Origin of the sequence: Sphaerotilus mobilis (genome assembly GCF_004216565.1) — a bacterium.
Taxonomy (GTDB): domain Bacteria; phylum Pseudomonadota; class Gammaproteobacteria; order Burkholderiales; family Burkholderiaceae_C; genus Sphaerotilus; species Sphaerotilus mobilis.
This window is the reverse complement of record NZ_SGWV01000001.1, coordinates 18,005-41,037: the sequence shown is the minus strand read 5'-3', so window position 1 is coordinate 41,037 and position 23,033 is coordinate 18,005. Positions and strand designations below refer to the sequence as shown.

Here is a 23,033-nt window from a genome sequence, read left to right as displayed (position 1 = left end):
AGACATGACCGACCTGCATCACCTGGGCGTGGCCGACGTGGCCGCCGCCCTGGACGCCAAGACCGTCTCCAGCGTCGAGCTGACGCGCCACCTGCTGGACCGCATCGCCGCGCACGAGTCGCTCGGCGCCTTTCTGTGCACCGACGCTGACGTCGCGCTGGCCCAGGCCGCTGCGGCCGATGCCTGGCGCGCCAAGGGCGTGACGAGCACGGCCGGCGCCGGCCACACGCTGCTGGGCGTGCCGATCGCGCACAAGGACATCTTCGTCACGCGCGACTTCCCCAGCACCGCCGGCTCGAAGATGCTGGCCGGCTACCGCAGCCCCTTCGACGCGACCGTGGTCAGCCGACTGTCCGCCTCCGGCGCGGTCACGCTGGGCAAGCTCAACTGCGACGAGTTCGCGATGGGCGGCAGCAACGAGAACTCGGCCTGGTTCCCGGCCCGTAACCCGTGGGACACCAGCCGCATCACCGGCGGTTCGTCCGGGGGCAGCGCGGCTGCCGTCGCGGCTCGGCTGGTGCCAGCCGCCACCGGCACCGACACGGGTGGATCGGTGCGCCAGCCGGCCGCCTTCACCGGCATCACCGGCATCAAGCCGACCTACGGCCGCTGCTCGCGCTACGGGATGATCGCCTTCGCCTCCAGCCTCGACCAGGCCGGGCCGATGGCACGCAGCGCGCTGGACTGCGCCCACCTGCTGCAAGCGATGAGCGGCTTCGACCCGCGCGACGCCACCAGCGCCGAACAAGCCGTGCCGGACTTCGTCGCCGTGACCACCGCGCGGCGCGAGGGCGCCAGCGCCGAGCGTCCGCTGCAGGGCCTGCGCATCGGCCTGCCGCGCGAGTTCTTCGGCGAGGGCGTCACGGCCGACGTGCTGGCCGCGACCCGCGCGGCGCTGGCCGAGCTGGAGAAGCTCGGCGCCACGCTGGTCGACGTCAGCCTGCCGCGCACCGAGCTGTCCATCCCCGTCTACTACATCATCGCGCCGGCCGAGGCCAGCTCGAACCTGGGCCGCTACGACGGCGTGCGCTACGGGCACCGCGCCAAGGACTTCAAGGACCTGGGCGAGATGTACCGCCGCAGCCGCAGCGAGGGCTTCGGCCCGGAGGTCAAGCGCCGCATCATGATCGGCACCTATGTGCTGAGCCACGGCTACTACGACGCCTACTACCTGCAGGCCCAGAAGCTGCGCCGCATGATTGCCGACGACTTCCAGGCCGCCTTCGCCCAGTGCGACCTGATCGCCGGCCCGGTTGCGCCGACCGTCGCGCGGGCGCTGGGCAGCCAGAACGATCCGGTGGCCGAGTACCTGGCCGACATCTTCACGCTGCCCGCCAGCCTGGCCGGCCTGCCCGGCATCAGCGTGCCGGCTGGCTTTGGCGCGGGCGGCCTGCCGGTTGGCCTGCAGCTGATCGGCAACTACTGGCAGGAAGGTGCGCTGCTGCACGCCGGACATGCGCTGCAACAGGCCACCGACTGGCATCTGAAGGCACCTGCGCTGGCCGGCTGAGCGGCCCGGGACCTCAGGGCCGCGAGCCGCGTTCCGTCGTGATCCGGCGCAGGAAGTCCGCCAGCGTGCGGCCGGGTTCGTCGCCAAAGGTCTCGTCCAGCGTCTCGACGGCGACCATGCGGTCGAGCCGGAAATGGCGGAAGTCGGCCCGTTCCTCGCACCAGGCCGCCAGCGTCCAGACCGTGTCCCAGCAGAAGCAGCCGAGCGGGCGCACCACCCGCAGGCTGGCTGCGCCCGCCGCGTCGCGGTAGTCCAGACGCAGCTTGCGGCGCTGGTCGATCGCCAGCCGCACGGGCGCCAGCGCCTCGCGACCCGGCATGCGTTCGCGCAGGTGGCCGGGCACAAACAGCGCGAGCCGGTCGGCCGCCGTGCGTTCGGTCGTCGGCATGACGGCCAGGATGCGGCCGAGCGCGTCTTCCGCGTCGCGCGCCATGCGGTCGTCCAGCCGCGAGACGGCCACCCGCACCGCCGCCACCATGGCCTGCGCCTGGGCGCTGCTGAACATCAGCGGCGGCAACTCGTAGCCACGCCCGAGCCGGTAGCCGACGCCGGCCTCGCCCTCGATCGGCACGCCCTGGGCGATCAGGTCGGCGACGTCGCGGTAGACCGTCCGGGTCGACACGCCCAGGCGCTCGGCCAGCCAGGCCGCTGTCGACAGCCGCCGGCCCCGGATCAGCTGGACCAGCTCGAACAGGCGTTCGGCGCGACGCATTCAGTCCGGCCTTCTGCTCGGCGCACGACGCGGCGCCGCGCCCAGGTCGTCCAACCGCATCAGCAGTTCGGTGCGGCGTTCGACGGCCACCTCGCGCCAGTGGCAGCCGTCCTGCAAGGCAACCAGCGCCCACAGCAGATTCAGGCTGGCGGCCGGCCAGATCGCGCGCACGTCCAGGTAGAGCCGGACGGCATCGCGCGCCTTCACATCGGCGACGCGGTGCACGCCGACCTTGGCCAGCCAGCCGGCCGACACCGGGCCGAGCGGCACGGCCTCCTCATCGCTGGGCCGGGCAGCCAAGCTCAGCCACCCATCGGCGTGCAGAGCTCGACCAGGCTGCCGTCCGGGCAGCGCACATAGGCCACGGTCTGGCCCCAGGGCTTGACGGTCGGGTCCTTCAGGACGGTGGCACCGGCCTCGACCGCGCGGGCCACGGCGGCGCTGACGTCGGCCACCGCGAAGCCGATCTCGATGCCCGGCGGCAGGGCCGAGGCATCGACCGGCGCGTAGTCCTGCCCGAGGCTCTCGCGCGCCAGCGCATGGCGGGCAAAGGACAAGGTGGTCGAACCGGTCTGCAGCTCGCCGTAGTCGCCTTCCGGCGAGATGAAGCGGCGTTCCAGCCCGAAGGCGCGCTCGAAGAAGCTGAGCGAGGCTTCGGGGTCATGCACGTAGACGATGGTGTAGGCGTAGTGCATGGCGTGTCTCCTTCCGGTCCGCCAGTATCCGGCGCTGGCCGGCGGTCAAGCCATCGCGTGCAGGCCTACCGTGTTGCCTTCGCTGTCGACGATGACCGCAAACGCGCCCATGTCGCCCGGCAGGTCGACCCGTGGCACGAGCACGCGCAGGCCAGCACGTTCTGCCCGGCCGACGGCGGCGTTCAGCGAGGGCTCGGCGTTCAGGTAGACCCGCGTGCCGTCGGCGTTCGGACGCAGGCCCGGCGACCTCATCAGGCAACCGCCGGTGGCAGCGCCCGGCTCGTAGGCGAACACCGCCAGCTCGATCTGCGGGCCCATCGACTCGCGCCGCATCGGCCGGCCGAGCACGGCCTCGTAGCAACGCTGGGCGCGATCGAGGTCGTCGACCGGGATCTCGAACCAATGGATGGCGCGCTCGGGAAGGGTGTCTTGTGGGCTCATGGATGACTCCGTGTCGGTCGGTTGGTGGAGTCCTCATGCTGCGCCTGCCCTGCTGACAACGGGGTGTCAGCAGGGGTGCGCCCGTATCATCCGCGCCCTTCCGAACCCAGCCAGCCGAGAAAGCCGCCGCCGTGACTGCCAGAGTGACCGCACGAGATTCCTTGACCGACGACTTCTGCGCGATCGACTTCGGCACCTCCAACTCGGCCATCGCCGTGCCGGACGCCGCCGCGCCGGGCGGCATGGCGCTGGTGCCGCTGGAAGACGGCCAGCTGACCATGCCGACCGCCGTGTTCTACCTGGCCGAAGGGCCGGGCCTGCAGAACCTGCCGCGCCTGTTCGGCCGTGCGGCGGTGGCCGCCTACACCGAGGGCAGCGAAGGCCGGCTGATGCGTTCGATGAAGAGCGTGCTGGGCTCCAGCCTGATGGACCAGCACACCGACATCGGCGCCGGCCGCTCGGTCAGCTTCGGCGACGTCATCACCGGCTACCTGATGCACCTCAAGCGCGCCGCCGAGGCCCGCGCCGGCCACGCCATCCGCCATGCGGTGCTGGGCCGGCCGGTCTTCTTCGTCGACGAGGACCCCGTGCGGGACGCCCAGGCCCAGGCCGCGCTGGAAGCGTCGGCCCGCGCCGTCGGCTTCGAGGAAATCGCATTCCAGTACGAGCCGCTGGCCGCCGCGCTGCACCACGAGGCCACGGTCGACGCCGAACAGTGGCTGCTGGTGGCCGACATCGGTGGCGGCACCTCGGACTTCTCGGTCGTGCGCATCGGACCGCAACGCCGCACCCGGCTGGATCGCCGCGACGACGTCCTGGCCCACCACGGCGTGCACATCGCCGGCACCGACTTCGACCGCCGGGTCGAACTGGGCGCCATCCTGCCGGCGATCGGCTATGGCAGCCTCGGCCCGTCCATCGGCGGCCAGCCACCGCGCGAGGTGCCCAGCCGGATCTACTTCGACCTGGCGACCTGGCACCTGGTCAACACGCTCTACCGCCCGCAGCGCCTGGCCGAGGCGCGTGCGACCAAGGTCAACTATGCCGACCCGGTGCTGCATCAGCGGCTCATGAAGGTGCTGACCGACCACCTGGGCCACGACCTGCTGGCGCGTGCCGAGCGGGCCAAGATCGACGTTGCCGCCGGTGGCGAGACGCGCATCTCGCTGGGTCTGGTCGAACGCGGGCTGGAAGTTGGCCTGGACGCCGGGCGTGCCGGTGAGGTGGTGGCCGATGACGTCGCCCGCATCGCCGCCGCCGCGCAGGAGACCGTGCGGCTGGCCGGGCTGGATCCGGCCCGCATCGACGCGCTGTTCTTCACCGGCGGCTCGACCGGCCTGAAGGGCCTGACCGACGCGCTGTCGGCCGCCTTCCCTGGCGCCCGCCCGGTGCATGGCGACCGGCTCGCCAGCGTGGCGGCCGGCCTGGGTGTCTACGCCCGCCTGCTGCGGGCCTGAGCAGCGACGGCGGGCTCAGCGATCCCCGCCGCGGTCACCGCCGCGATCACCGCCACGATCGCTTCTGTCGAGCGGCCAGCGTTCGGGTTTGCCGCCTCTGTCGCCGCCTCGTTCTCCGCCCCGTTCGCCGCCGCCCTGGCCTCGTGACGGGCCATCCGGTGGCCGCATCGGTTGCGGTCGGGCCATGTCGACCCGCGGCGCTTCCGAGCGCGGCGGTGCCTGGAGCACCGGCGGGCGCGGGTTGTCCTGGCGCTGCATGTCAGGGCGTTGCATCTCCGGGCGCTGCATATCCGGGCGCGGGAACTCAGGACGACGACGTTCCTGCGGCGGCGCATCCAGCCGTGGTGCCGGACGCAGGATCTCGACCGGCATCGGCGCGCTCTGCGAGGCCGACGGCACCGGTCGTGGCGCGGGGATGGTGCGTTCGAGGCCACGATCGGGGCCGCGCGGTTCGCCGCCGCGCTCGCCGCGCTCACCCCGGTCGATCCGGTACGGCCGGTCGATCACCCGGGGCGCGGGCGGGTCCCGGCGCAGCACCGGCGGCGGCGGTTCGGGGGCGCGCACCCGTGGCGGCAGGCGCTCGGCATCGCGCCAGGGCTGGGCCCGGATCACGCCGTGGCCGTTGTCGCCGCGGCCGCGGTGGCCGTCGCCGATGCTGATCGCGGCGCGGAAGCCGCTGTAGCGGAAGGGGGTGCCGCGCAGCACCTCGTCAGGCCGTTCGACCACCCGGCCGATCAGCCGGTCGTCGTGCACATGCGGCCGGTTGACCGCCTGCACATAGCGCAGGCCGACGCGGAAGGACGGCACGTAGACCTCGCGCGGGGCCAGCGGATACCAGGCCACGCCGGTGCCGATCGAGACCGACCAGGACACGCCCGGGTTGCCATTCCAGACCACCAGCGCGGGGGCCCAGGCCGGACGTGGCGTCCAGTCGCCCGGCACCCAGCCCCAGCGATCGCGCCACCAGACCCAGCGGCCGTAGTGGAAGGGCGCATAGCCCCAGGGCGCGTCGTCGACCCAGGTCCAGCCCCAGGGTCGGACCCAGACCCAGCGACCGTCGCGGTAGGGCGCCCAGGTCGGGCCGACGCGGCGCGGCACCCAGACCCAGCCGTATTCGGGCGCCCGGCTCCAGTCGCCGTGCTCGTCGAGGTCGTCTGCGCCGGTCATCTCGGCCGGCACCGGGTCGTCGCGCCCGGCCAGCTCGCGCAGGCCGTCCTGTGTCATGGCCCAGCGGGCGAAGTCGTCCGATTCCGGCGTGCCCAAGCGCCAGCCGCCATCGCGGTAGAGCTCGGCGCGCTGGCCGGGCTTAAGGGTCAGGCGGCCGACGCCGGGCTGCTCGATCACCAGCGCCTGACGCCAGGCGGTGGCCGCGGCCGTGTCGGGTTCGCCGCGGCGCGCGGCCGGGACGTCGATCCGGAACAGGCCGGCGCCGGTCGGGCTGATCTGTCCTGCGACTGTGTCGATGGACAGTTCGCGCGCCACCTCGTCGCTGCGCAGCACCACCGCCAGGCTGCCCTCGACCAGTTCCAGCGCGATGCGATCGTCGTCCAGCGTGGTGATGGTCAGCTCGCTGTCCTCGCCCAGGCGCAGGCGGGTCGAACCGATGGCGATCTCGATTCGGCTGTCGCGGCCGACCGAGAGCCGGTCGCCGCCGGTCACCGGCCAGTTGCGCAGCTTGTCTTCCCGGTGTTCGACCGCAGGCGTGCCGTCGTCGTGGCGCAGCCGGGCGTCGCCCTCGGCCATGACGATGCGGCCGACCCGGCCGGACGGGTCGTCGGCCGCCCGGGCAGTGCCCGTGGCCGTCGCCATGCTGAGCAGCAGGGCCAGCACAGCCACGATCCGGCTTGGCCAGATCGAGAAGGCAGCGGAACTGAGGGACATCGAAGGCTCCATCGACTCGATGTGTCGAACAACGGCTGGCCCCCGGTCGCGGCTGACATGCCGGCCGACCTGAAGCGGCCATGGACAATGCACCGATGTGGATCGGAACCGCCTTTGCCCTCGCCGCCGGATTGATGTGGGGGCTCGTCTTTGTCGGACCCCTCATGCTGCCGGAATACCCCGCCGCGCTGCAGTCCTTCGGCCGCTACCTTGCCTTCGGCCTGATCGCGTTGCCGCTGGGCTGGCTGGACCGCGAGCGGCTGCGTGGCCTGAGCCGGGCCGACTGGCGCGAGGCGCTGCGGCTGGCGCTGGTCGGCAACGTCATCTACTACCTGTTCCTGTCGGCGGCGATCCAGCGAGCCGGCGGGCCCTTGCCGACCATGATCATCGGCACGCTGCCGGTGGTCATCGCCATCACCTCCAACCTGCGCGACGCCCGGCGCGACGGCAAGCTGCCGTGGCTGCAACTGCTGCCTTCACTGTTGCTGATCGGTGCGGGCATCGGCTGCGTCAACCAGGTCGAGCTGGCCGCCCTGCAGGCCGATCCGGACGCTGACTTCGGCCGCTACGCGCTCGGCGCGCTGCTGGCGGTCGGGGCGGTTGTCTGCTGGACCTGGTATCCGCTGCGCAATGCCGACTGGCTGCGCGCCCACCCCGACCGCAGCCCGAGCACCTGGGCCACCGCGCAAGGGCTGGCGACGCTGCCGCTGGCGGTGATCGGCTATGCCTTGACATGGGCCGTGATGGGGCTGTCGGGCAGCGACTTCGATCTGCCCTTCGGCCCACGCCCCCTGTTCTTCATCGGCCTGATGGTCACCATCGGCCTGCTTGCGTCGTGGCTGGGCACCCTGTGCTGGAACGAGGCCAGCCAGCGCCTGCCGACCACGGTCGCCGGTCAGTTGATCGTGTTCGAGACCCTGGCCGCGCTGAGCTACGCCTTCATCCTGCGTGGCCACCCGCCCGGCCCGGTGACGCTGCTGGGCGTGGGGCTGCTGGTGATCGGCGTGCTGTCGGCGCTGCGCTCGCGGCCCGAGCCGCTGGTCGCTCAGGCTCACCCCGATTGATGCCGCGATGAGCACCGAACCAAGCCCCATCGAACCGACCCCCACCGCGCCAGCCGCCCACCGGACCGACTGGCACGCGCCGCGCTGGCTCCAGGCCGTGCTGCTGGCCAGCCTGGGCACGCTCGGCCCCTTTTCGATCGACACCTATCTGCCGGCGTTTGCCGGCATCGCCCGCTCGCTGGGGGCCACGCCGGTCGAGATGCAGCAGACGCTGTCGGCCTACCTGCTGGGCTTTGCCCTGATGAACCTGTTCCACGGCGCGCTGTCGGACGCGCTGGGGCGCCGACCGGTCGTGCTGGCCGGCGTCGCGATGTTCACGCTGACCAGCCTGGGCTGCGCACTGACCGACCACATCGGCTGGCTGATCGCCTTGCGTGCGCTGCAGGGCATGTCGACCGGCGCGGGCATGGTGGTCTCGCGCGCGGTCATCCGCGACGTTTACCCGCCCGACCAGGCCCAGAAGATGATGTCGCAGGTGACGATTTTCTTCGGCATCGCGCCGGCGATCGCGCCGTTGGTGGGCGGCTGGCTGTTCGTGCACCTCGACTGGCGCGCGGTGTTCTTCTTCCTGACGCTGGTCGGCTGCGCGATCTGGCTGGGCGTCTGGCGCTCGCTGCCCGAGACCCTTGCGCCTGACCGCCGCCAGCCGCTGTCGGTGCGCTCGCTGTGGCAGGGCTACCGCGAGCTGGGCAGCGACCGGCGCTTCTGGTTGCTGGCGCTGGCCTCGGGTGTGCCGTTCAACGGCATGTTCCTTTACGTGCTCGGCGCGCCGTCCTTCCTGGGCGAACTGCTGGGGCTGCAGCCGGCCCAATTCTTCTGGTTCTTCGTGTCGACCATCGTCGGGATCATGGTCGGGGCCACGGTCAGCGGTCGCATGGCGGGGCGGATCGAGCCGCGTCGCCAGATCCGGATGGGCTTCCTGATCATGCTGCTGGCCAGCCTGCTCAACATCGCCGGCACGCTGCTGTTGCCTCTGCATCCGCTGTGGGCCTTCCCGCCCATCCTGCTGTTCAGCCTGGGCTGGGCGGTGCTGGTGCCGGTCGTCACGCTGATGGTGCTGGACCTCTCACCCGAGCGGCGTGGCATGGCCTCGTCGCTGCAGGCCACCGTCGGCAGCTTGGCCAACGCGCTGGTGGCCGGGGTGGTCACACCGCTGGTCATGCACAGTGCGCTGGCGCTGAGCCTGACCTCGGCCGGCCTGATGGCGATCGGCCTGTTGGCCTGGGTCTGGCACCGCCGGCTCCTGCGGCGCGACCCGCGACCTTCGACACACCCGGCGGCCTGACGCGGTTTTGCCGCACCCGAACGGCTCAAGTTCAAGCGGCCGCGCGCCGAAAGCAGGGGGGACACCACACCTTCGGTGAGCCCCGCATGGACCTCCTTCCGCACGCCCCGCCCGCACCCTCGCGACCCGCCCTGCGCCCGCTCTGCGGCGCCTGGCTGACGACCGCCGCCGTCGGCCTGTCCCTGGGCTTGTCCGTGGGCCTGACACCCGCGTCGGCCCGTGAGCCTGCCCACGACAAGCCAGCCGCCCAGGCCAGCGGCAAGGCGCTCTCGCTCGACGAGCTGCGCGACAAGCTCGCCGACCGCGTCGCCCAGGTCCGCGAGGCCCAGCAGGCGCGCGAGTCCAAGGCCGGCGAGGTGCCGGTGCTGAGGGTCACGGTGAAGACGTCCGGCCATGGCCCCGCTGCGGACGTCGATGCACATGGCGCCGCACCGGCCGACAAGCCGCACCGGATCGCCCGTGTCGCACCGCCTGCGGCCCGTGCGGCCAAGCCTGCTGCGACCGCCCACGCGCCGTCGGGACATGGCGGGCTGCCGCACTGGTCCTATCAAGGGGCGGACGGCCCTGAAGGCTGGGCCGAACTCGCGCCTGAATTTGCGACCTGTGCCCGTGGCCAGCGCCAGAGCCCGATCGACATCCGCGAAGGCATCCGGGTGGAGCTTGATCCGCTGCGCTTCGACTACCAGCCGGTGCCCTTCGGCGTGATCGACAACGGCCACACCATCCAGGTCAACGTCGCGCCGGGCAACGCCATCGAGGTCAACGGCCGGCGCTTCGACCTGGTCCAGTTCCACTTCCACCGGCCGTCCGAAGAGCGCATCAACGGCCGCCAGTTCGACATGGACGTGCACCTGGTCCACAAGGACCCGCAGGGCCGGCTGGCGGTGGTCGCCGTGCTGATCCAGCAGGGCCGTCAACATCCGCTGGTCCAGGCGATCTGGAACAACCTGCCGCTGGAGAAGAACGAGGAGCAGCGTGCGCTCGGCACGCTCGACCTGACCCAGCTGCTGCCCGAGGACCGGCGCTACTACACCTACATGGGCTCGCTCACCACGCCGCCCTGCAGCGAGGGTGTGCTGTGGATGGTGTTCAAGCAGCCGGTCACGGTGGCGCCCGAGCAGCTCGCGATCTTCAGCCGCCTCTACCCGATGAACGCCCGGCCGATCCAGCCGGCGAGCAACCGCTTGATCAAGGAGTCCAACTGATGATGAAGATGACCGTGAGACACGCCGATTTCCTCCTGCGCTGACGGCGGCGCCGGCCGCGTTCCCTGAGCCGGGAACGACGGGGTGCCGCCAGCCGATCCTGTTCGGCTTTTGACCGATCCTCCTCGCGGAGGGTCGGTTTTTTCATTTTTTGGCCGGGTTTCCTGCGAACACGGGGGGTGCCAGTCTGTCAAGTCCCGGTCAAGAGGGGTAACACCTCAAGTTCAACCTCACCAAGTGGGTGCAAGTCCTTCTTTTTGCTCGCTTTTTTGGTCTCCGCCCCTGATCGCCTCAGTCTTGCTAAGTGCTTGATTTCATTGGCAATTTCTCACGGCTCGGCTTGACCCTGTGTCTTTTTCTCCGCTACAGTGGGCGAACGTGTCATATCGTGGGTTTTTGTGGCGGACTTTCATTTTCAAGGGACTTCAGCCCTCGCGCTGGACGCCAAGGGACGGCTCACCGTCCCTTCGCGCCACCGCGAGGTCTTGGTGTCGCTTGCCGAAGGTTGCCTGACGCTGACCAAGCACCCCGAAGGCTGCCTGATGGTCTTCCCGCGACCGGTCTGGGAAGCGTTCCGCGCCAAGGTCGAAGCCCTGCCGATGTCGGCGGCCGGCTGGAAGCGGATCTTTCTGGGCAGTGCGATGGACGTCGAGATCGACAGCGGCTCGCGCGTGCTGATCTCGCCTGAACTGCGGTCCGCCGCCGGACTCGAACGCGACGTCCACCTCATCGGCATGGGCAACCACCTGGAGCTCTGGGACGCCGCGCGGCACGCCGCCGCCGAGGCTGCGGTGCTGCAGCAGCCCATGCCCGAGGCGTTGCAGGACTTCACCTTCTGACCCCCATGGCCACTGCCGTCGCCGTTCCAGGGCAGCACCGCACGGTGCTGCTGCACGAGGCAGTCGATGCCCTCGTGCAGCAGCGCGCGGGTGTCTATGTCGACGGCACCTACGGCCGTGGTGGTCACAGCCGGCTGATCCTGTCGCAGCTTGATGCCGACGGCCGGCTGATCGCGATCGACCGCGACCCCGAGGCGATCGCCAACGCCCGCGACGGCGAGACCCGCATCGACGACCCGCGCTTCTCGATCCACCACAGCCGCTACGCCGCGTTCGACGAATTGCTCGATGAACTGGGCATCGCCCAGGTCGACGGCTTGCTGCTGGACATCGGCGTGTCCTCTCCCCAGATCGACGACCCGGATCGTGGCTTCAGCTTCCGCTTCGACGGTCCGCTGGACATGCGCATGGACCCGACGCGCGGACAGAGCGCGGCCGAGTTCATCGCCACCGCGTCGCAGGAGCGGCTGATTGAGGTCATCCGCGACTATGGCGAGGAGCGCTTCGCCCCGGCGTTGGCGCGTGCCCTGCTTGCCCGCCGTGCAGAAGGCCGTTCGCCGACCCGCACCGGCGAACTGGCCGCCCTGTGCGCCAGCGTGGTCAAGACCCGTGAACGGGGCCAGGACCCGGCCACGCGCACCTTCCAGGCCTTGCGCATCGCCGTCAACGGCGAGCTTGACGAGCTCGAACGTGCGCTGGCGCAGTCGCTCAAGCGGCTCAAGCCGGGCGGCCGGCTGGTCGTCATCAGCTTCCATTCGCTCGAAGACCGCATCGTCAAGACCTTCATCGCGCGCCACGCCCAGGAGGTCTACGACCGCCGCGTGCCACACGCGACCGGCACGCCGCTGGCGCTGAAGGCCATCGCCCGCATCAAGCCCGGTGACGACGAGGTGGCGGTCAACCCACGCGCCCGTTCGGCCATCCTGCGCGTGGCCGAGCGCACCGATGCGGCCTTGCCGCAGGAGTGGCGCCGATGAGCTCGCGCCTCAACGTGCTCCTGCTGGTCGCGCTGGTCGCCAGTGCCGTCTATCTGGTGCAGACCTCCTACCGTTCGCGCCAGTTGTTCGTGCAACTCGAACGCGAGCGGGCCCAGGCCCGCCAGCTCGAACTGGATGCCGAGAAGCTCACGCTGGTGCGCCGCGAGCTGGCCGCCAACGGTCGGGTCCGCCAGGAGGCGGTGACGCGGCTGGGCATGCGGTCGGCGGGTGCCGGCGTGGTGGTCGAGGTTGCCGATCCGCTCGATGGCGCGGCTTCGGCTTCGGCGGCGGCTTCAGCCTCGGCGCTGGGGGTGCGGCCATGACGCGCGAGAACCGTCCGGCGCGTCACGGTGGCGAGGGCTGGCTGGCCCGTCTGGCGGCGCGGCTGCGCGGCATGGGTTCGCGGGGCGCTGCCAACCGGTCCGGCGCCCGTGCCGGATCGCGCGTCACGGCGCGCGCATCGGTCAACGTCGGCCATCCGGCCCAGTACGCCAGCAGTCCGCTGCTGGCCGCCAAGACGCCACTGTGGCGTTCGCGGCTGGTGGTCGTCGGCGTCGGGCTGGCGTTCGCGGTGCTGCTGGGCAAGGCAGTCTATGTCCAGGCCGTCAACACCGACTTCTATCTGAAGCAGGGCGAGAGCCGCTACGCCCGCACCTTCGAGCTGCCGCCCAAGCGCGGCCGCATCTTCGACCGCAATGGGCTGGAGCTGGCCGGCAGCGTGCCCGCGCCGTCGATCTGGGCGATTCCCAAGGACTTCAAGGCCGATGCCGCGCAGCTCAAGGCGCTGTCCCAGCTGCTCGGCCTGGGCCCGCGCGAGCTGAACCTGCGCCTGTCGGAGAACCCGAACTTCGTCTGGCTGCGCCGCCAGGTCGACGACGGCGTCGCCCAGCAGGTCCGCCAGTTGGGCATCAAGGGCCTGCACCAGGCCCGCGAGTTCCGCCGCCAATACCCGGAGGGTGAGGCGGCTGCGCATGTGGTGGGCTTCACCAACTTCGAGCAGAAGGGTCAGGAAGGCATCGAGCTGACCTTCCAGAAGGAGCTCGAAGGCCGCGCCGGCAGCCGCAGCGTCGTGCGCGACCGGCTGGGCCGCATCGTCGAGGACATCGGCGAAGGCCGCGAGCCGGTCGACGGCAGCGACGTGACGCTGTCGATCGACGCCAAGGTCCAGTACTACGCCTACCAGAAGGTCAAGGAAGCGGTCGAGCTGCATCAGGCCAAGTCCGGCAGCGTGGTGGTGCTCGACACCCGCACCGGCGAGCTGCTGGCGCTGGCCAATTACCCGAGCTACATGCCGGGTGATCGCCAGTCGCTGGCCGGCGGCGCCTTGCGCAACCGCGCCTTGACCGACACCTTCGAGCCCGGCTCGACGATGAAGCCCTTCGTCATCGCGCAGGCCTTGCAGTCCGGCCGGGTGCGGCCAGAGACCGTCATCCAGACGGCCCCGGGCCGGCTGGCCATCGGCGGCTCGACCATTTCGGACTCGCATCCGCATGGCCTGCTGACGGTCGAACAGATCATCCAGAAGTCCAGCAACGTCGGCACGGTCAAGCTGGCGATGGACATGCCCGCGCGCGAGATGTGGGAGGTCTTCAACGGCGTCGGCCTGGGCCAGAAGCCGCAGTTGCCCTTCCCCGGACTGGCGGCGGGCCGACTTCGCCCCCACAAGAGCTGGCGCCACATCGAGCAGGCCACCATGAGCTACGGCTATGGCCTGTCGGTTTCGCTGGTGCAGCTGGCACGGGCCTACACGGTGTTCGCGCGCGATGGCCAGCTGATGCCGGTGTCCATCCTGAAGAACGACCTGCCGGCGGCCGGCGTGCAGGTCTTCCGGCCCGAGGTCGCGACCTCTGTGCGCAAGATGCTGCAGATGGCGGCGGGCGAGGGCGGCACCGCGCCCAAGGCCCAGACGCTGGGCTATTCGGTGGGTGGCAAGACCGGCACCGCGCACAAGCAGGAAGGCAATGCCTACCTGAGCAACAAGTACCGCGCCTGGTTTGTCGGCATGGCGCCGGTCTCGTCGCCGCGCATCGTCGTCGCCGTCATGGTCGACGAGCCCAGCAACGGCCGCTATTTCGGCGGCGATGTCGCCGCGCCGGTCTTCAGCCAGGTGGTGCACGAGACGCTGCGCGCGCTGCGCGAGCCCACCGATCTGGCGGTGCAGCCGCAGATCTACGCCCGCGCGCTGGCCGTGCCGGCCGAGGTGGAGTCCAACTGATGGCGAACCTCCACGTCCCGCTTGACCCGCATCACGGCCCGCTGCAGACCCTGCCGGACGTCGATGCGGCGCTGGCCTGGTTGCTCGACCACACCGGCCCGCTGGCGATGCTGCAGACCGACAGCCGGCGCGTCGCGCCCGGCGATGTCTTCATCGCCTGGCCCGGACATGCCCAGGACGGCCGGACCCATGTCGGCGCCGCGCTGGCCGCCGGCGCAGCCGTCTGCCTGGTCGAATCGGCCGGCGTGGACGCCTGGCATTTCTTCGACACCCGCATCGTCGCCTTGCCTGGCCTGAAGGCGGCCACCGGCGAACTGGCGCACCGCTGGCATGGCCAACCCAGCGACCGGCTGGACGTGATCGCCACCACCGGCACCAACGGCAAGACCTCGACCGCGTGGTGGACCGCCCAGGCGCTGTCCGCTGCCGGCCGACGCTGCGGCGTGATCGGCACGCTGGGCGTGGGCGAGCCGCCCAGCACGGCGCGTCCCTCGGCGACCGTTCAGGCCACCGGCCTGACCACGCCCGACCCGGTCACGCTGCACCGGGCGCTGCGCGGCTTTGCCGATCGCGGCCACGAGGCCTGCGCGATCGAGGCCTCGTCGATCGGCATCGTCGAACACCGGCTCGATGCGCTGCGCATCCGCGTGGCGCTCTACACCAACTTCACGCCCGACCACCTCGACTACCACCGCGACATGGCGAGCTACTGGGCGGCCAAGCGCGCGCTGTTCGACTGGCATGGCCTGCAGGCGGCGGTGCTCAACCGCGACGACACCGCCGGCGCGGCGCTGGCCGAGGAGCTGGCCGCGCGCGGCGACCTCGACCTGTGGACCTACACGCTCGGCGCCTTGCCGGCACGCCTGCGCGCCAGCCAGCTGCACTACGTCGACGGCGGACTTGCCTTCACGGTCCACGAGGCCAGCACGGCCGAACCGGGCCGCCGGCGCGATGCCGAACACCGCGCCGAGGTCCGCACCCAGCTGATCGGCCACTACAACGCCTCCAATGTGCTGGCCGTCATCGGTGGCCTGCGTGTGCTGGGCCTGCCGCTGGCGCGCTGCGCCGAGCTGGCGGCCGGCTTCACGCCGGTGCCCGGGCGCATGCAGCGGGTCCGGGGCGAGTCGCACCGCGCTGCGGAACTGCCGCAGGTGGTGGTCGACTACGCCCACACCGCCGACGCGCTGGACAAGGCCCTCGGTGCGCTGCGGCCGGTGGCCCAGGCCCAGGGCGGCCGGCTCTGGTGCGTGTTCGGCTGCGGCGGCAACCGCGACGCCAGCAAGCGCCCGGTCATGGGCGAGGTCGCCACCCGGCTGGCCGATGTGGTCGTCGTCACCAGCGACAACGCGCGGCTGGAAGACCCGCAGGCCATCGTCGACCAGGTGCTGGCGGGCTGCGGCGGCGCATCCCATGTGCGCGCCGTGCTTGACCGCAGCGAGGCCGTGCACGCGGCGCTGGCCGATGCCGCCCCCGAGGACGTCGTGCTGATCGCCGGCAAGGGCCATGAGGACTACCTCGACGTGGGCGGCGTCAAGCGGCCGTACTCCGACCTCGACACCGCCGCCGCCGCGCTGCGGGCCAGGAGCCACGCATGACGGCCCACTGGCTCACGCTGGCGCAGGCTCATGCGCTGATCCAGCGCCGCATCCCGCAGGCCCGGCTGATCGGCGACGGCACGACGCCGCTGCAACGTGCCCACAGCGACACCCGCACGCTGCGGCCCGGCGATCTGTTCGTGGCCTTGCGCGGCGAGCGCTTCGACGCCAACGACTTCATCGAGCCGGCGCGGGACGCCGGTGCCGTCGCCGCGCTGGCCGAACGTGGCCTGCAAGCCGCCCGCCTGCCGGGCATCGAGGTGCCCGACAGCCTCGCGGGCCTGCAGGCGCTGGCGACCGCCTGGCGTGCCGGCTTCACGCTGCCACTGATCGCGGTGACCGGCAGCAACGGCAAGACCACGGTCACGCAGATGATCGCGGCCATCCTGCGGGCCTGGCAGGGCGAGGCGGCGCATGCCACCGCCGGCAACTTCAACAACCACATCGGGGTGCCGCTGACGCTGCTGGCGCTGCGCGGACCTCACCGGGCCTCGGTGGTCGAGCTCGGCATGAACCACCCCGGCGAAATCGCCGAACTGGCCGCCATCGCCCAGCCCACCGTCGCGCTGGTCAACAACGCCCAGCGCGAGCACCAGGAGTTCATGCACACGGTCGAAGCCGTGGCGCGCGAGAACGGCTGCGCCATCGCCGCCTTGCCGGCCGACGGCACGGCGGTCTTCCCGGCCGATGACACCTACACGCCGATCTGGCGCTCGCTGGCCGGCGCGCGTCGTGTGCTGACCTTCGCGCTGGCCGACGAGGCGGCGGCGGCAGGTCTGGACATCTCGTCGATCGATGCCGTCGCCCATGCCGACTGGGCCGGCGACCACTGGCAGGCCCGCTTCGAGACGCCGGCCGGCGAGATCGAGGTGGCGCTGGCGGTGGCCGGTCGCCACAACGTCAAGAACGCGCTGGCCGCCGCCGCCTGTGCCCTCGCCGCCGGCTGCCCGGCCGAGGCAGTCCAACGGGGCCTGGCCGGCTTCGCGGCGGTCAAGGGCCGCTCGCAGGTTTCGCGGCTGGACTGGGCCGGCCGCACGGTCACGCTGATCGACGACAGCTACAACGCCAACCCCGACTCGATGCGCGCGGCCATCGAGGTGCTGGCCGAACTGCCGGCGCCACGCTGGCTGTTGCTGGGCGACATGGGCGAGGTCGGCGACCAAGGCCCGGCCTTCCACGCCGAGGTCGGCACGCTCGCGGCCGATCGCGGCATCGAACAGCTCTGGACCGCCGGTACGCTGGCGGCCGGCGCGGCGCAGGCCTACGCAGCGCGGGTCCAGCAGCGGGTTCAGGAACAAGGTGCGCGTCATGGGGCGCAGGATGCCGGTGTCCAGGCTCAGCAGGTGAGCCATCACGCCGACACCGCCGCCTTGCTCGAGGTGCTGGCGCAGCGGGATCGCGCCTGTCCGGCCGCCGCGTCGGTGCTCGTCAAGGGCTCGCGCTTCATGGCCATGGAACGGGCGGTCGCCGCGATCCGCGTGCGTGCCGCCCAGGCAGGAGAACAACAAGATGCTGGTTAGCCTCGCCGCCTGGTTGCAGGCCTATGCCCCCGACACGCTGGGCTTCCTGCGTGTCTTCCAGTACCTCACCTTCCGTGCGGTGATGTCGGCCATGACCGCGCTGCTGCTCGGCCTGGCCTTCGGCCCGTGGGTGATCCGCCGCCTGACTGAGCTGAAGATCGGCCAGCCGGTGCGCGCCTATGGCGTCGAGAGCCACCTGGTCAAGACCGGCACGCCGACGATGGGCGGGGTGCTGATCCTGCTGTCGATCGCGATCTCGACCGTGCTGTGGTTCGACTGGAGCAACCGCTTCGTCTGGATCGTCATGCTCGTGACCTTCGGCTTCGGCGCGATCGGCTGGGTCGACGACTGGCGCAAGGTCGTGCACAAGAACCCCGAGGGCATGGCCTCGCGCGAGAAGTACCTGTGGCAGTCGCTGATCGGCCTGATCGCGGCGCTCTACCTCGCCTTCAGCGTGTCGGAGACCAGCAACCTGCGCGTGATCGAGCTGTTCTTCCGCTGGATCGGCTCGGGCTTCTCGAACAGCCTGCCGCCCAAGGCCGACCTGATCGTGCCCTTCTTCAAGACGGTCAGCTACCCGCTGGGCGTGTTCGGCTTCATCTTCCTGACCTACTTCGTCATCGTCGGCGCCAGCAACGCGGTCAACCTGACCGACGGCCTGGACGGTCTGGCCATCATGCCGGTCGTGCTGGTCGGCTCGGCGCTCGGCCTGTTCGCCTACGTCACCGGCAACGCGGTGTTCTCGAAGTACCTGCTGCTGCCCTACATCCCCGGTGCCGGCGAGCTGCTCATCTTCTGCGCCGCCATGGCCGGCGCGGGGCTGGCCTTCCTCTGGTTCAACGCCTACCCGGCGCAGGTCTTCATGGGCGACGTTGGCGCGCTGGCACTCGGCGGCGCGCTGGGCACCATCGCGGTCATCGTGCGCCAGGAGATCGTGCTGGGCATCATGGGCGGCATCTTCGTGGTCGAGGCTCTGTCGGTCATGGCCCAGGTGTCCTACTTCAAGTACACGAAGAAGAAATACGGGCAGGGTCGCCGCATCCTGCTGATGGCGCCGCTGCACCACCACTTCGAGAAGAAGGGCTGGGAAGAGACCCAGGTGGTCGTGCGCTTCTGGATCATCACGATGCTGCTGTGCCTCGTGGGCCTGTCATCCCTCAAGCTGCGATGAACTTCCTGCGCGACCTCCACGTGCTGGTGCTGGGCCTGGGTGATTCCGGCCTGGCGATGGCGCGCTGGGCGCAGCGTTGTGGTGCTGCGCGCATCGTGGTGGCCGACAGCCGCGATGCGCCGCCGCAGGCACAACGTTTGGCCGAGGACGTGCCCGGCGCCGAACTCCGCTGCGGCCCGTTCACGCCCGCGCTGGTCGAGGACGGCATGACGCTCGTGCTCAAGAGCCCCGGCCTGTCGCCGCTGGAGCCGGCCATGGCCGCGCTGATCGATGCGGCCGAGCAGCGCGGCCTGCTGGTGCTGGGCGAACTCAGCCTTTACGCGCACGCGCTGGCCGACCTGAAGGCCGCACGCGGCTACGCCCCCAAGGTCATCGCCATCACCGGCACCAATGGCAAGACCACCACGACCGCGCTGACCGCGCTGCTGGTCGAACGCGCCGGACTGCGTGTGGCCATGGCCGGCAACATCGGCCCGACCCTGCTGGACACGCTGGGTGCGGCGCTCGATGCCGAGGCGGCGGCGCAGGCCGCATCGCCGCTGGCTGCTTCGACGATGTCCGTCGAGGCCGTCGCCCAGGCCGCCGCCGAGGTCGAACCGGTCCCGGTCACGCTGCCTGCCACCGAGCCAGATGCGGCGCGGGTCGATGAGGTGGACGATGTCGCTGAGGCCGCTGAGGCCATTGAGCCCGCTGAGCCCGCTGAGCCCGATGACATCGAGGCGGTCGACGACCAGCCCGAGACCCCGGCACCGGTCGACGCGGCCCTGCCCGACGACGCCCCGGCCGAGGTGATCGGTGGTGGCCCGCCGCCCCACCTGATTCCGCCGCCGCCCCCCGCGCCCGAGTTCGCTCACCTGCCGCAGGCCTGGGTGCTGGAGCTGTCGAGCTTCCAGCTCGACGGCGTGACGAACTTCGAGCCGACCTCGGCGACGGTGCTCAACATCACCCAGGACCACCTGGACTGGCACGGCGACCTGGTGGCCTATGCGGCGGCCAAGGCGCGCATCTTCGGCAAGCAGGCGGTGATGGTGCTCAACCGGGATGACCCGGCCGTGCTGGCCATGGTCCCGCAGCCGCCGCCGCCCGAACTCAACAAGGCCGGCAAGCCGGTCAAGGCCAAGGGCCCGAAGTGGCAAGCGCGCCGCACCGCGCTGTTCGGCCTGGACCGGCCGCGCCGTCCCGGCGACTGGGGCCTGGTGGTCGAGCAGGGCATGGCCTGGCTGGTGCGCGCGCACCCCGGCGATCCCCTCGACGAGGCCACGGGCAAACGTGCGGCCTTGGCCTACGACCCCGACGAGCTGTCGCTGCAGCGCCTGATGCCGGCCGATGCCTTGCGCATCCGCGGCCGCCACAACGCCGCCAATGCGCTGGCCGCACTGGCGCTGGCGAACGCCGCCGGCCTGCCGCTGGCGCCGATGCTGCACGGCCTGCGTGAATACCGCGGCGAGCCGCACCGGGTTGAATTCCTGCGCAGCGTCTCGGGCATCGACGCCTACGACGACAGCAAGGGCACCAACGTCGGCGCGACCGTGGCCGCGCTCCTCGGACTGGGCCCGGACAAGGCGCCGGCCAAGCTGGCCGTGATCCTCGGTGGCGACGGCAAGGGCCAGGACTTCGCGCCGCTCGCACCGGCCGTGGCCGCCCATGCCCGCGCGGTGGCGCTGATCGGCCGTGATGCGGCGGCGATCGAGGCGGCCGTGGCCGACGCGGTGGCCGCATCGGCGATCCCGATGGCCCGCTTCGACACCTTGGAGGCCGCCACGCGCTGGTGCTTCGAACAATGCCGCGCCGGTGATGCGGTGCTGCTGAGCCCCGCCTGCGCCAGCCTGGACATGTTCCGCAACTACGCCCACCGCGCCCAGGTCTTCGCCGACGCGGTGACCGAGCTGGCCGAGGAACGCGGGGAGTACGGCGCATGAACGGGCCCACCCTGATCGGTCGGCTCGGTGCCTGGTTCGGCCGCCGTCCCGTCGCGCCCGCCAACCGTGCGACCCGCGCGGTGGCGCAGCCGTCGCTGCTGGCGCGGCTGGCGGCGGGTCTGGCCGGTGGCATCGGCGGCCTGTTGGGTCTGCTGCGCGGCGATGCCGGCGGTGCCGAGCGTCAGCGCGGCTGGGACGCCTCGGGCCAACCCACCCGCTGGGTCGGCTTTGACGTGGCCTTCGTCTGGATCGTCGTCGGCCTGTTGGCACTGGGCACGGTGATGGTCTATTCGGCCTCCATCCAGTTGCCCGACAACCCCAAGTTCGCGGCCTACTCGCCCACCCATTTCCTCAGCCGCCACCTGCTGTCGATCGGGCTGGCGCTGGTCGCCGCCGCCGCCGTGTCGGCCCTGCCGATGCGGGTCTGGGAGCGCTGGGCGCCGTGGCTGTTCATCGTCGCGCTGGTGCTGCTGGTGATCGTGCTGCTGCCCTTTGTCGGCAAGGTGGTCAACAACTCGCGCCGCTGGATCCCGCTGGGCTTCCTGAACTTCCAGCCCAGCGAGCTGGCCAAGCTGGCGATGGCGATGTATGCGGCCAACTACATGGTCCGCAAGATGGACGTCAAGGAGAGCTTCACCCGCGCGGTGCTGCCCATGGCGATCGCGCTGGGCTTTGTCGGCGTGCTGCTGCTGGCCGAGCCGGACATGGGCGCCTTCATCGTGATCGCGCTGATCGCCATCGGCATCCTGTTTCTGGGAGGCGTCAACGGCCGCATGTTCCTCATCATCAGCGCGGTGCTGGTCGGCAGCTTCGTGCTGATGATCACCTTCAACGATGTGCGGCGCGAACGCATCCTCGCCTACCTCAACCCGTGGGACGAGAAGTACGCCCAGGGCAAGGGCTACCAGCTGACCCATGCGCTGATCGCCTTCGGCCGCGGCGAATGGACCGGTCAAGGGCTGGGGTCGTCGGTCGAAAAGCTGCACTACCTGCCCGAGGCCCACACCGACTTTCTGCTCGCGGTGATCGGCGAGGAACTCGGCCTGATCGGCGTGGCCGCTGTCATCCTGGCCTTCTTCTGGCTGGTGCGCCGCATCTTCGTGATCGGCCGCCAGGCGATCGCCCTGGACAGGCTCTTTGCCGGCCTGACGGCGCAGGGCATCGGCGTGTGGATCGGTGGTCAGGCCTTCATCAACATGGGCGTCAACCTCGGCGTGTTGCCAACCAAGGGCCTGACCTTGCCGCTGATGAGCTACGGCGGCTCGGCCATCGTGATGTGCGTGGTCGCGCTGGCCGTCGTGCTGCGGGTGGACATGGAAAACCGCCAGCTGATGCGCGGTGGCTCGGGTGCCGGCCTTGGCGGAGGACGGCCATGAACGCCCGCGTTCCGTCGCGTCACCTCGTCATCATGGCCGCCGGCACCGGTGGGCACGTCATGCCTGGCCTGGCAGTGGCTCAGGTCATGAGCCAGCGCGGCTGGTCGGTCAGCTGGCTGGGCACGCCGGCGGGCATGGAGAACCGGCTGGTGCCGCCCAGCGGCATCCCGCTGGACACCATCGCCTTCGCCGGCCTGCGCGGCAAGGGCCTCGCGGGCATGCTGCGCGGTGCCGCCCAACTGCTCTGGAGCCTGGGCCAGTGCGCCGCCATCCTGCGTCGACGCGGTGCCAGCGCGGTGCTGGGCATGGGCGGCTATGTCTGCGTGCCCGGTGGCCTGGTCGCCAAGCTGCTGCGCCGGCCGCTGGTGCTGGTCAATGCCGATGCGGCGCTGCTGCTGTCCAACCGGGCCTTGTCGCGCTGGGCCGACCGCATCGCCTTCGGCTTCGACGGCGACGCGGCCCGGGCGATGCCGCGCGCACTCGTCACCGGCAACCCGGTGCGCGCCGAGATCGAGGCCATCGCGCCGCCTGCGCAACGCTATGCCAGCCGCAGCGGGCCGCTGCGCCTGTTGGTGGTCGGTGGCAGCCTGGGCGCGCAGGTGCTCAACCAGACCTTGCCCCGGGCGCTGGCGCTGCTGGCGCCTGACGAACGTCCGCATGTCGTGCACCAGACCGGCGTGGCCCATGCCGATGCGGTCCGCGCCGCCTATGCCCAGGCCGGCCTGACGGTGCGCGACCTGGTCGACGACGGCGCGGCAGACGTCACGGTGCGGCCCTTCATCGACGACATGCCGCGCCAGCTGGCCGATTGCGACCTGATCGTCTGCCGGGCCGGCGCCATCACCGTCAGCGAGCTGTGCGCCGCCGGCGTCGCCAGCGTGCTGGTGCCGCTGGTCGTGTCGACCACCTCGCACCAGCGCGACAACGCCGCCTGGCTGGCCGGTCAGCAGGCCGGCACCCACCTGGCTCAGGCCGAGTTCACGCCCGAGCGACTGGCCACTTTGCTGCGCACGCTGGACCGCGCGACCCTGCAACAACAGGCCGAGCGCGCCCGCGCGCTGGCCCTGCCGCGCGCCGCCCAGCGCGTGGCCGACGAGATCGAGGCCTTGAGCGGCCCCAAGGAGGCTGCATGACATCAGCCATCACGATGACGAAACACCGGTCCGAGCGC

Annotated in this window: 20 protein-coding genes; 15 read left to right on the top strand and 5 right to left on the bottom strand. The window is 71.1% G+C overall.

Annotation, left to right across the window (positions count from 1 at the left end; genetic code table 11):
* Positions 1 to 4: 4 nt before the first annotated feature.
* Positions 5 to 1,510, top strand: coding sequence for an Asp-tRNA(Asn)/Glu-tRNA(Gln) amidotransferase subunit GatA (gene gatA / locus EV685_RS00175; protein WP_130479992.1), 1,506 nt, complete (start codon positions 5 to 7; stop codon positions 1,508 to 1,510).
* Positions 1,511 to 1,523: 13 nt separating this feature from the next.
* On the opposite strand, the gene EV685_RS00170 is transcribed toward gatA, so the two are convergent.
* Genes EV685_RS00170 through EV685_RS00155 form a run of 4 tightly spaced genes read right to left on the bottom strand, consistent with a single transcriptional unit; the run spans position 1,524 to position 3,358 of the window.
* The gene (locus EV685_RS00170) at positions 1,524 to 2,222 is read right to left on the bottom strand and encodes a helix-turn-helix transcriptional regulator (protein ID WP_130479991.1); all 699 of its coding nucleotides are present in this window, start codon (positions 2,220 to 2,222) and stop codon (positions 1,524 to 1,526) included.
* Entirely contained in the window at positions 2,223 to 2,492 is a 270-nt protein-coding gene (locus EV685_RS00165; protein WP_165396670.1) for a TfoX/Sxy family DNA transformation protein, read from the bottom strand. It lies immediately after the preceding gene.
* 32 nt (positions 2,493 to 2,524) lie between these two features.
* Positions 2,525 to 2,917, bottom strand: coding sequence for a VOC family protein (locus EV685_RS00160; RefSeq protein WP_130479989.1), 393 nt, complete (start codon positions 2,915 to 2,917; stop codon positions 2,525 to 2,527).
* Positions 2,918 to 2,962: 45 nt separating this feature from the next.
* Positions 2,963 to 3,358, bottom strand: coding sequence for a VOC family protein (locus EV685_RS00155; protein WP_130479988.1), 396 nt, complete (start codon positions 3,356 to 3,358; stop codon positions 2,963 to 2,965).
* Between the two features lie 161 nt (positions 3,359 to 3,519).
* Between EV685_RS00155 and EV685_RS00150 the strand changes: the two genes are divergently transcribed.
* The gene (locus tag EV685_RS00150) at positions 3,520 to 4,815 is read left to right on the top strand and encodes an Hsp70 family protein (RefSeq protein WP_242615341.1); all 1,296 of its coding nucleotides are present in this window, start codon (positions 3,520 to 3,522) and stop codon (positions 4,813 to 4,815) included.
* 15 nt (positions 4,816 to 4,830) lie between these two features.
* On the opposite strand, the gene EV685_RS00145 is transcribed toward EV685_RS00150, so the two are convergent.
* Positions 4,831 to 6,696, bottom strand: a complete 1,866-nt coding sequence (locus tag EV685_RS00145) for a DUF6600 domain-containing protein (protein ID WP_130479987.1) — start codon at positions 6,694 to 6,696, stop codon at positions 4,831 to 4,833.
* A gap of 95 nt (positions 6,697 to 6,791) precedes the next feature.
* Between EV685_RS00145 and EV685_RS00140 the strand changes: the two genes are divergently transcribed.
* The 13 genes from EV685_RS00140 to murG all read left to right on the top strand — a co-directional run bounded on the left by EV685_RS00140 (position 6,792) and on the right by murG (position 22,995).
* Complete coding sequence (locus tag EV685_RS00140; protein ID WP_130479986.1) at positions 6,792 to 7,760, top strand: DMT family transporter; 969 nt, start codon at positions 6,792 to 6,794, stop codon at positions 7,758 to 7,760.
* A 7-nt stretch (positions 7,761 to 7,767) separates the two neighbouring features.
* Positions 7,768 to 9,045 (top strand): multidrug effflux MFS transporter, encoded by a 1,278-nt coding sequence (locus tag EV685_RS00135; protein ID WP_130479985.1) that lies wholly within the window; start codon positions 7,768 to 7,770, stop codon positions 9,043 to 9,045.
* 86 nt (positions 9,046 to 9,131) lie between these two features.
* Positions 9,132 to 10,250 carry a carbonic anhydrase gene (locus tag EV685_RS00130; RefSeq protein WP_130479984.1) on the top strand — a complete coding sequence of 373 codons (1,119 nt, stop codon included), beginning with the start codon at positions 9,132 to 9,134 and terminating at the stop codon, positions 10,248 to 10,250.
* A 398-nt stretch (positions 10,251 to 10,648) separates the two neighbouring features.
* On the top strand, positions 10,649 to 11,089 hold the full coding sequence (locus tag EV685_RS00125) for a division/cell wall cluster transcriptional repressor MraZ (protein WP_130480004.1): 441 nt from the start codon (positions 10,649 to 10,651) through the stop codon (positions 11,087 to 11,089).
* A gap of 5 nt (positions 11,090 to 11,094) precedes the next feature.
* Positions 11,095 to 12,066, top strand: a complete 972-nt coding sequence (gene rsmH, locus EV685_RS00120; protein ID WP_130479983.1) for a 16S rRNA (cytosine(1402)-N(4))-methyltransferase RsmH — start codon at positions 11,095 to 11,097, stop codon at positions 12,064 to 12,066.
* Positions 12,063 to 12,389: a cell division protein FtsL gene (gene ftsL / locus EV685_RS00115; RefSeq protein WP_130479982.1), complete on the top strand. Its 327-nt coding sequence runs from the start codon at positions 12,063 to 12,065 to the stop codon at positions 12,387 to 12,389. Before rsmH ends, ftsL begins: the two co-directional genes overlap by 4 nt.
* Positions 12,390 to 12,460: 71 nt before the next feature.
* A complete protein-coding gene (locus EV685_RS00110) occupies positions 12,461 to 14,281 on the top strand; it encodes a peptidoglycan D,D-transpeptidase FtsI family protein (protein WP_130480003.1) in 1,821 nt (606 codons plus the stop codon).
* A complete protein-coding gene (locus tag EV685_RS00105; protein WP_130479981.1) occupies positions 14,281 to 15,876 on the top strand; it encodes a UDP-N-acetylmuramoyl-L-alanyl-D-glutamate--2,6-diaminopimelate ligase in 1,596 nt (531 codons plus the stop codon). Before EV685_RS00110 ends, EV685_RS00105 begins: the two co-directional genes overlap by 1 nt.
* Positions 15,873 to 17,396 carry a UDP-N-acetylmuramoyl-tripeptide--D-alanyl-D-alanine ligase gene (locus EV685_RS00100; RefSeq protein ID WP_130479980.1) on the top strand — a complete coding sequence of 508 codons (1,524 nt, stop codon included), beginning with the start codon at positions 15,873 to 15,875 and terminating at the stop codon, positions 17,394 to 17,396. The genes EV685_RS00105 and EV685_RS00100 overlap by 4 nt, the downstream gene beginning before the upstream one ends.
* Positions 17,386 to 18,567, top strand: a complete 1,182-nt coding sequence (mraY, locus tag EV685_RS00095) for a phospho-N-acetylmuramoyl-pentapeptide-transferase (protein WP_130479979.1) — start codon at positions 17,386 to 17,388, stop codon at positions 18,565 to 18,567. The genes EV685_RS00100 and mraY overlap by 11 nt, the downstream gene beginning before the upstream one ends.
* Positions 18,564 to 20,486, top strand: coding sequence for a Mur ligase family protein (locus EV685_RS00090; RefSeq protein ID WP_130479978.1), 1,923 nt, complete (start codon positions 18,564 to 18,566; stop codon positions 20,484 to 20,486). The genes mraY and EV685_RS00090 overlap by 4 nt, the downstream gene beginning before the upstream one ends.
* A complete protein-coding gene (ftsW, locus tag EV685_RS00085) occupies positions 20,483 to 21,862 on the top strand; it encodes a putative lipid II flippase FtsW (protein ID WP_242615339.1) in 1,380 nt (459 codons plus the stop codon). The genes EV685_RS00090 and ftsW overlap by 4 nt, the downstream gene beginning before the upstream one ends.
* Entirely contained in the window at positions 21,859 to 22,995 is a 1,137-nt protein-coding gene (gene murG / locus EV685_RS00080) for an undecaprenyldiphospho-muramoylpentapeptide beta-N-acetylglucosaminyltransferase (RefSeq protein WP_130479977.1), read from the top strand. The genes ftsW and murG overlap by 4 nt, the downstream gene beginning before the upstream one ends.
* The last annotated feature ends 38 nt before the right edge of the window (positions 22,996 to 23,033 follow it).

What these genes read in the sequence shown, in the direction of transcription:
- gatA (WP_130479992.1), top strand. Translation starts at nt 5, where the DNA reads ATGACCGACCTGCATCACCTGGGCGTGGCCGACGTGGCCGCCGCCCTG.
- EV685_RS00170 (WP_130479991.1), bottom strand. Translation starts at nt 2,222, where the DNA reads ATGCGTCGCGCCGAACGCCTGTTCGAGCTGGTCCAGCTGATCCGGGGC.
- EV685_RS00160 (WP_130479989.1), bottom strand. Translation starts at nt 2,917, where the DNA reads ATGCACTACGCCTACACCATCGTCTACGTGCATGACCCCGAAGCCTCG.
- EV685_RS00155 (WP_130479988.1), bottom strand. Translation starts at nt 3,358, where the DNA reads ATGAGCCCACAAGACACCCTTCCCGAGCGCGCCATCCATTGGTTCGAG.
- EV685_RS00145 (WP_130479987.1), bottom strand. Translation starts at nt 6,696, where the DNA reads ATGTCCCTCAGTTCCGCTGCCTTCTCGATCTGGCCAAGCCGGATCGTG.
- EV685_RS00140 (WP_130479986.1), top strand. Translation starts at nt 6,792, where the DNA reads ATGTGGATCGGAACCGCCTTTGCCCTCGCCGCCGGATTGATGTGGGGG.
- EV685_RS00135 (WP_130479985.1), top strand. Translation starts at nt 7,768, where the DNA reads ATGAGCACCGAACCAAGCCCCATCGAACCGACCCCCACCGCGCCAGCC.
- EV685_RS00130 (WP_130479984.1), top strand. Translation starts at nt 9,132, where the DNA reads ATGGACCTCCTTCCGCACGCCCCGCCCGCACCCTCGCGACCCGCCCTG.
- rsmH (WP_130479983.1), top strand. Translation starts at nt 11,095, where the DNA reads ATGGCCACTGCCGTCGCCGTTCCAGGGCAGCACCGCACGGTGCTGCTG.
- ftsL (WP_130479982.1), top strand. Translation starts at nt 12,063, where the DNA reads ATGAGCTCGCGCCTCAACGTGCTCCTGCTGGTCGCGCTGGTCGCCAGT.
- EV685_RS00110 (WP_130480003.1), top strand. Translation starts at nt 12,461, where the DNA reads ATGGGTTCGCGGGGCGCTGCCAACCGGTCCGGCGCCCGTGCCGGATCG.
- EV685_RS00105 (WP_130479981.1), top strand. Translation starts at nt 14,281, where the DNA reads ATGGCGAACCTCCACGTCCCGCTTGACCCGCATCACGGCCCGCTGCAG.
- EV685_RS00100 (WP_130479980.1), top strand. Translation starts at nt 15,873, where the DNA reads ATGACGGCCCACTGGCTCACGCTGGCGCAGGCTCATGCGCTGATCCAG.
- mraY (WP_130479979.1), top strand. Translation starts at nt 17,386, where the DNA reads ATGCTGGTTAGCCTCGCCGCCTGGTTGCAGGCCTATGCCCCCGACACG.
- EV685_RS00090 (WP_130479978.1), top strand. Translation starts at nt 18,564, where the DNA reads ATGAACTTCCTGCGCGACCTCCACGTGCTGGTGCTGGGCCTGGGTGAT.
- ftsW (WP_242615339.1), top strand. Translation starts at nt 20,483, where the DNA reads ATGAACGGGCCCACCCTGATCGGTCGGCTCGGTGCCTGGTTCGGCCGC.
- murG (WP_130479977.1), top strand. Translation starts at nt 21,859, where the DNA reads ATGAACGCCCGCGTTCCGTCGCGTCACCTCGTCATCATGGCCGCCGGC.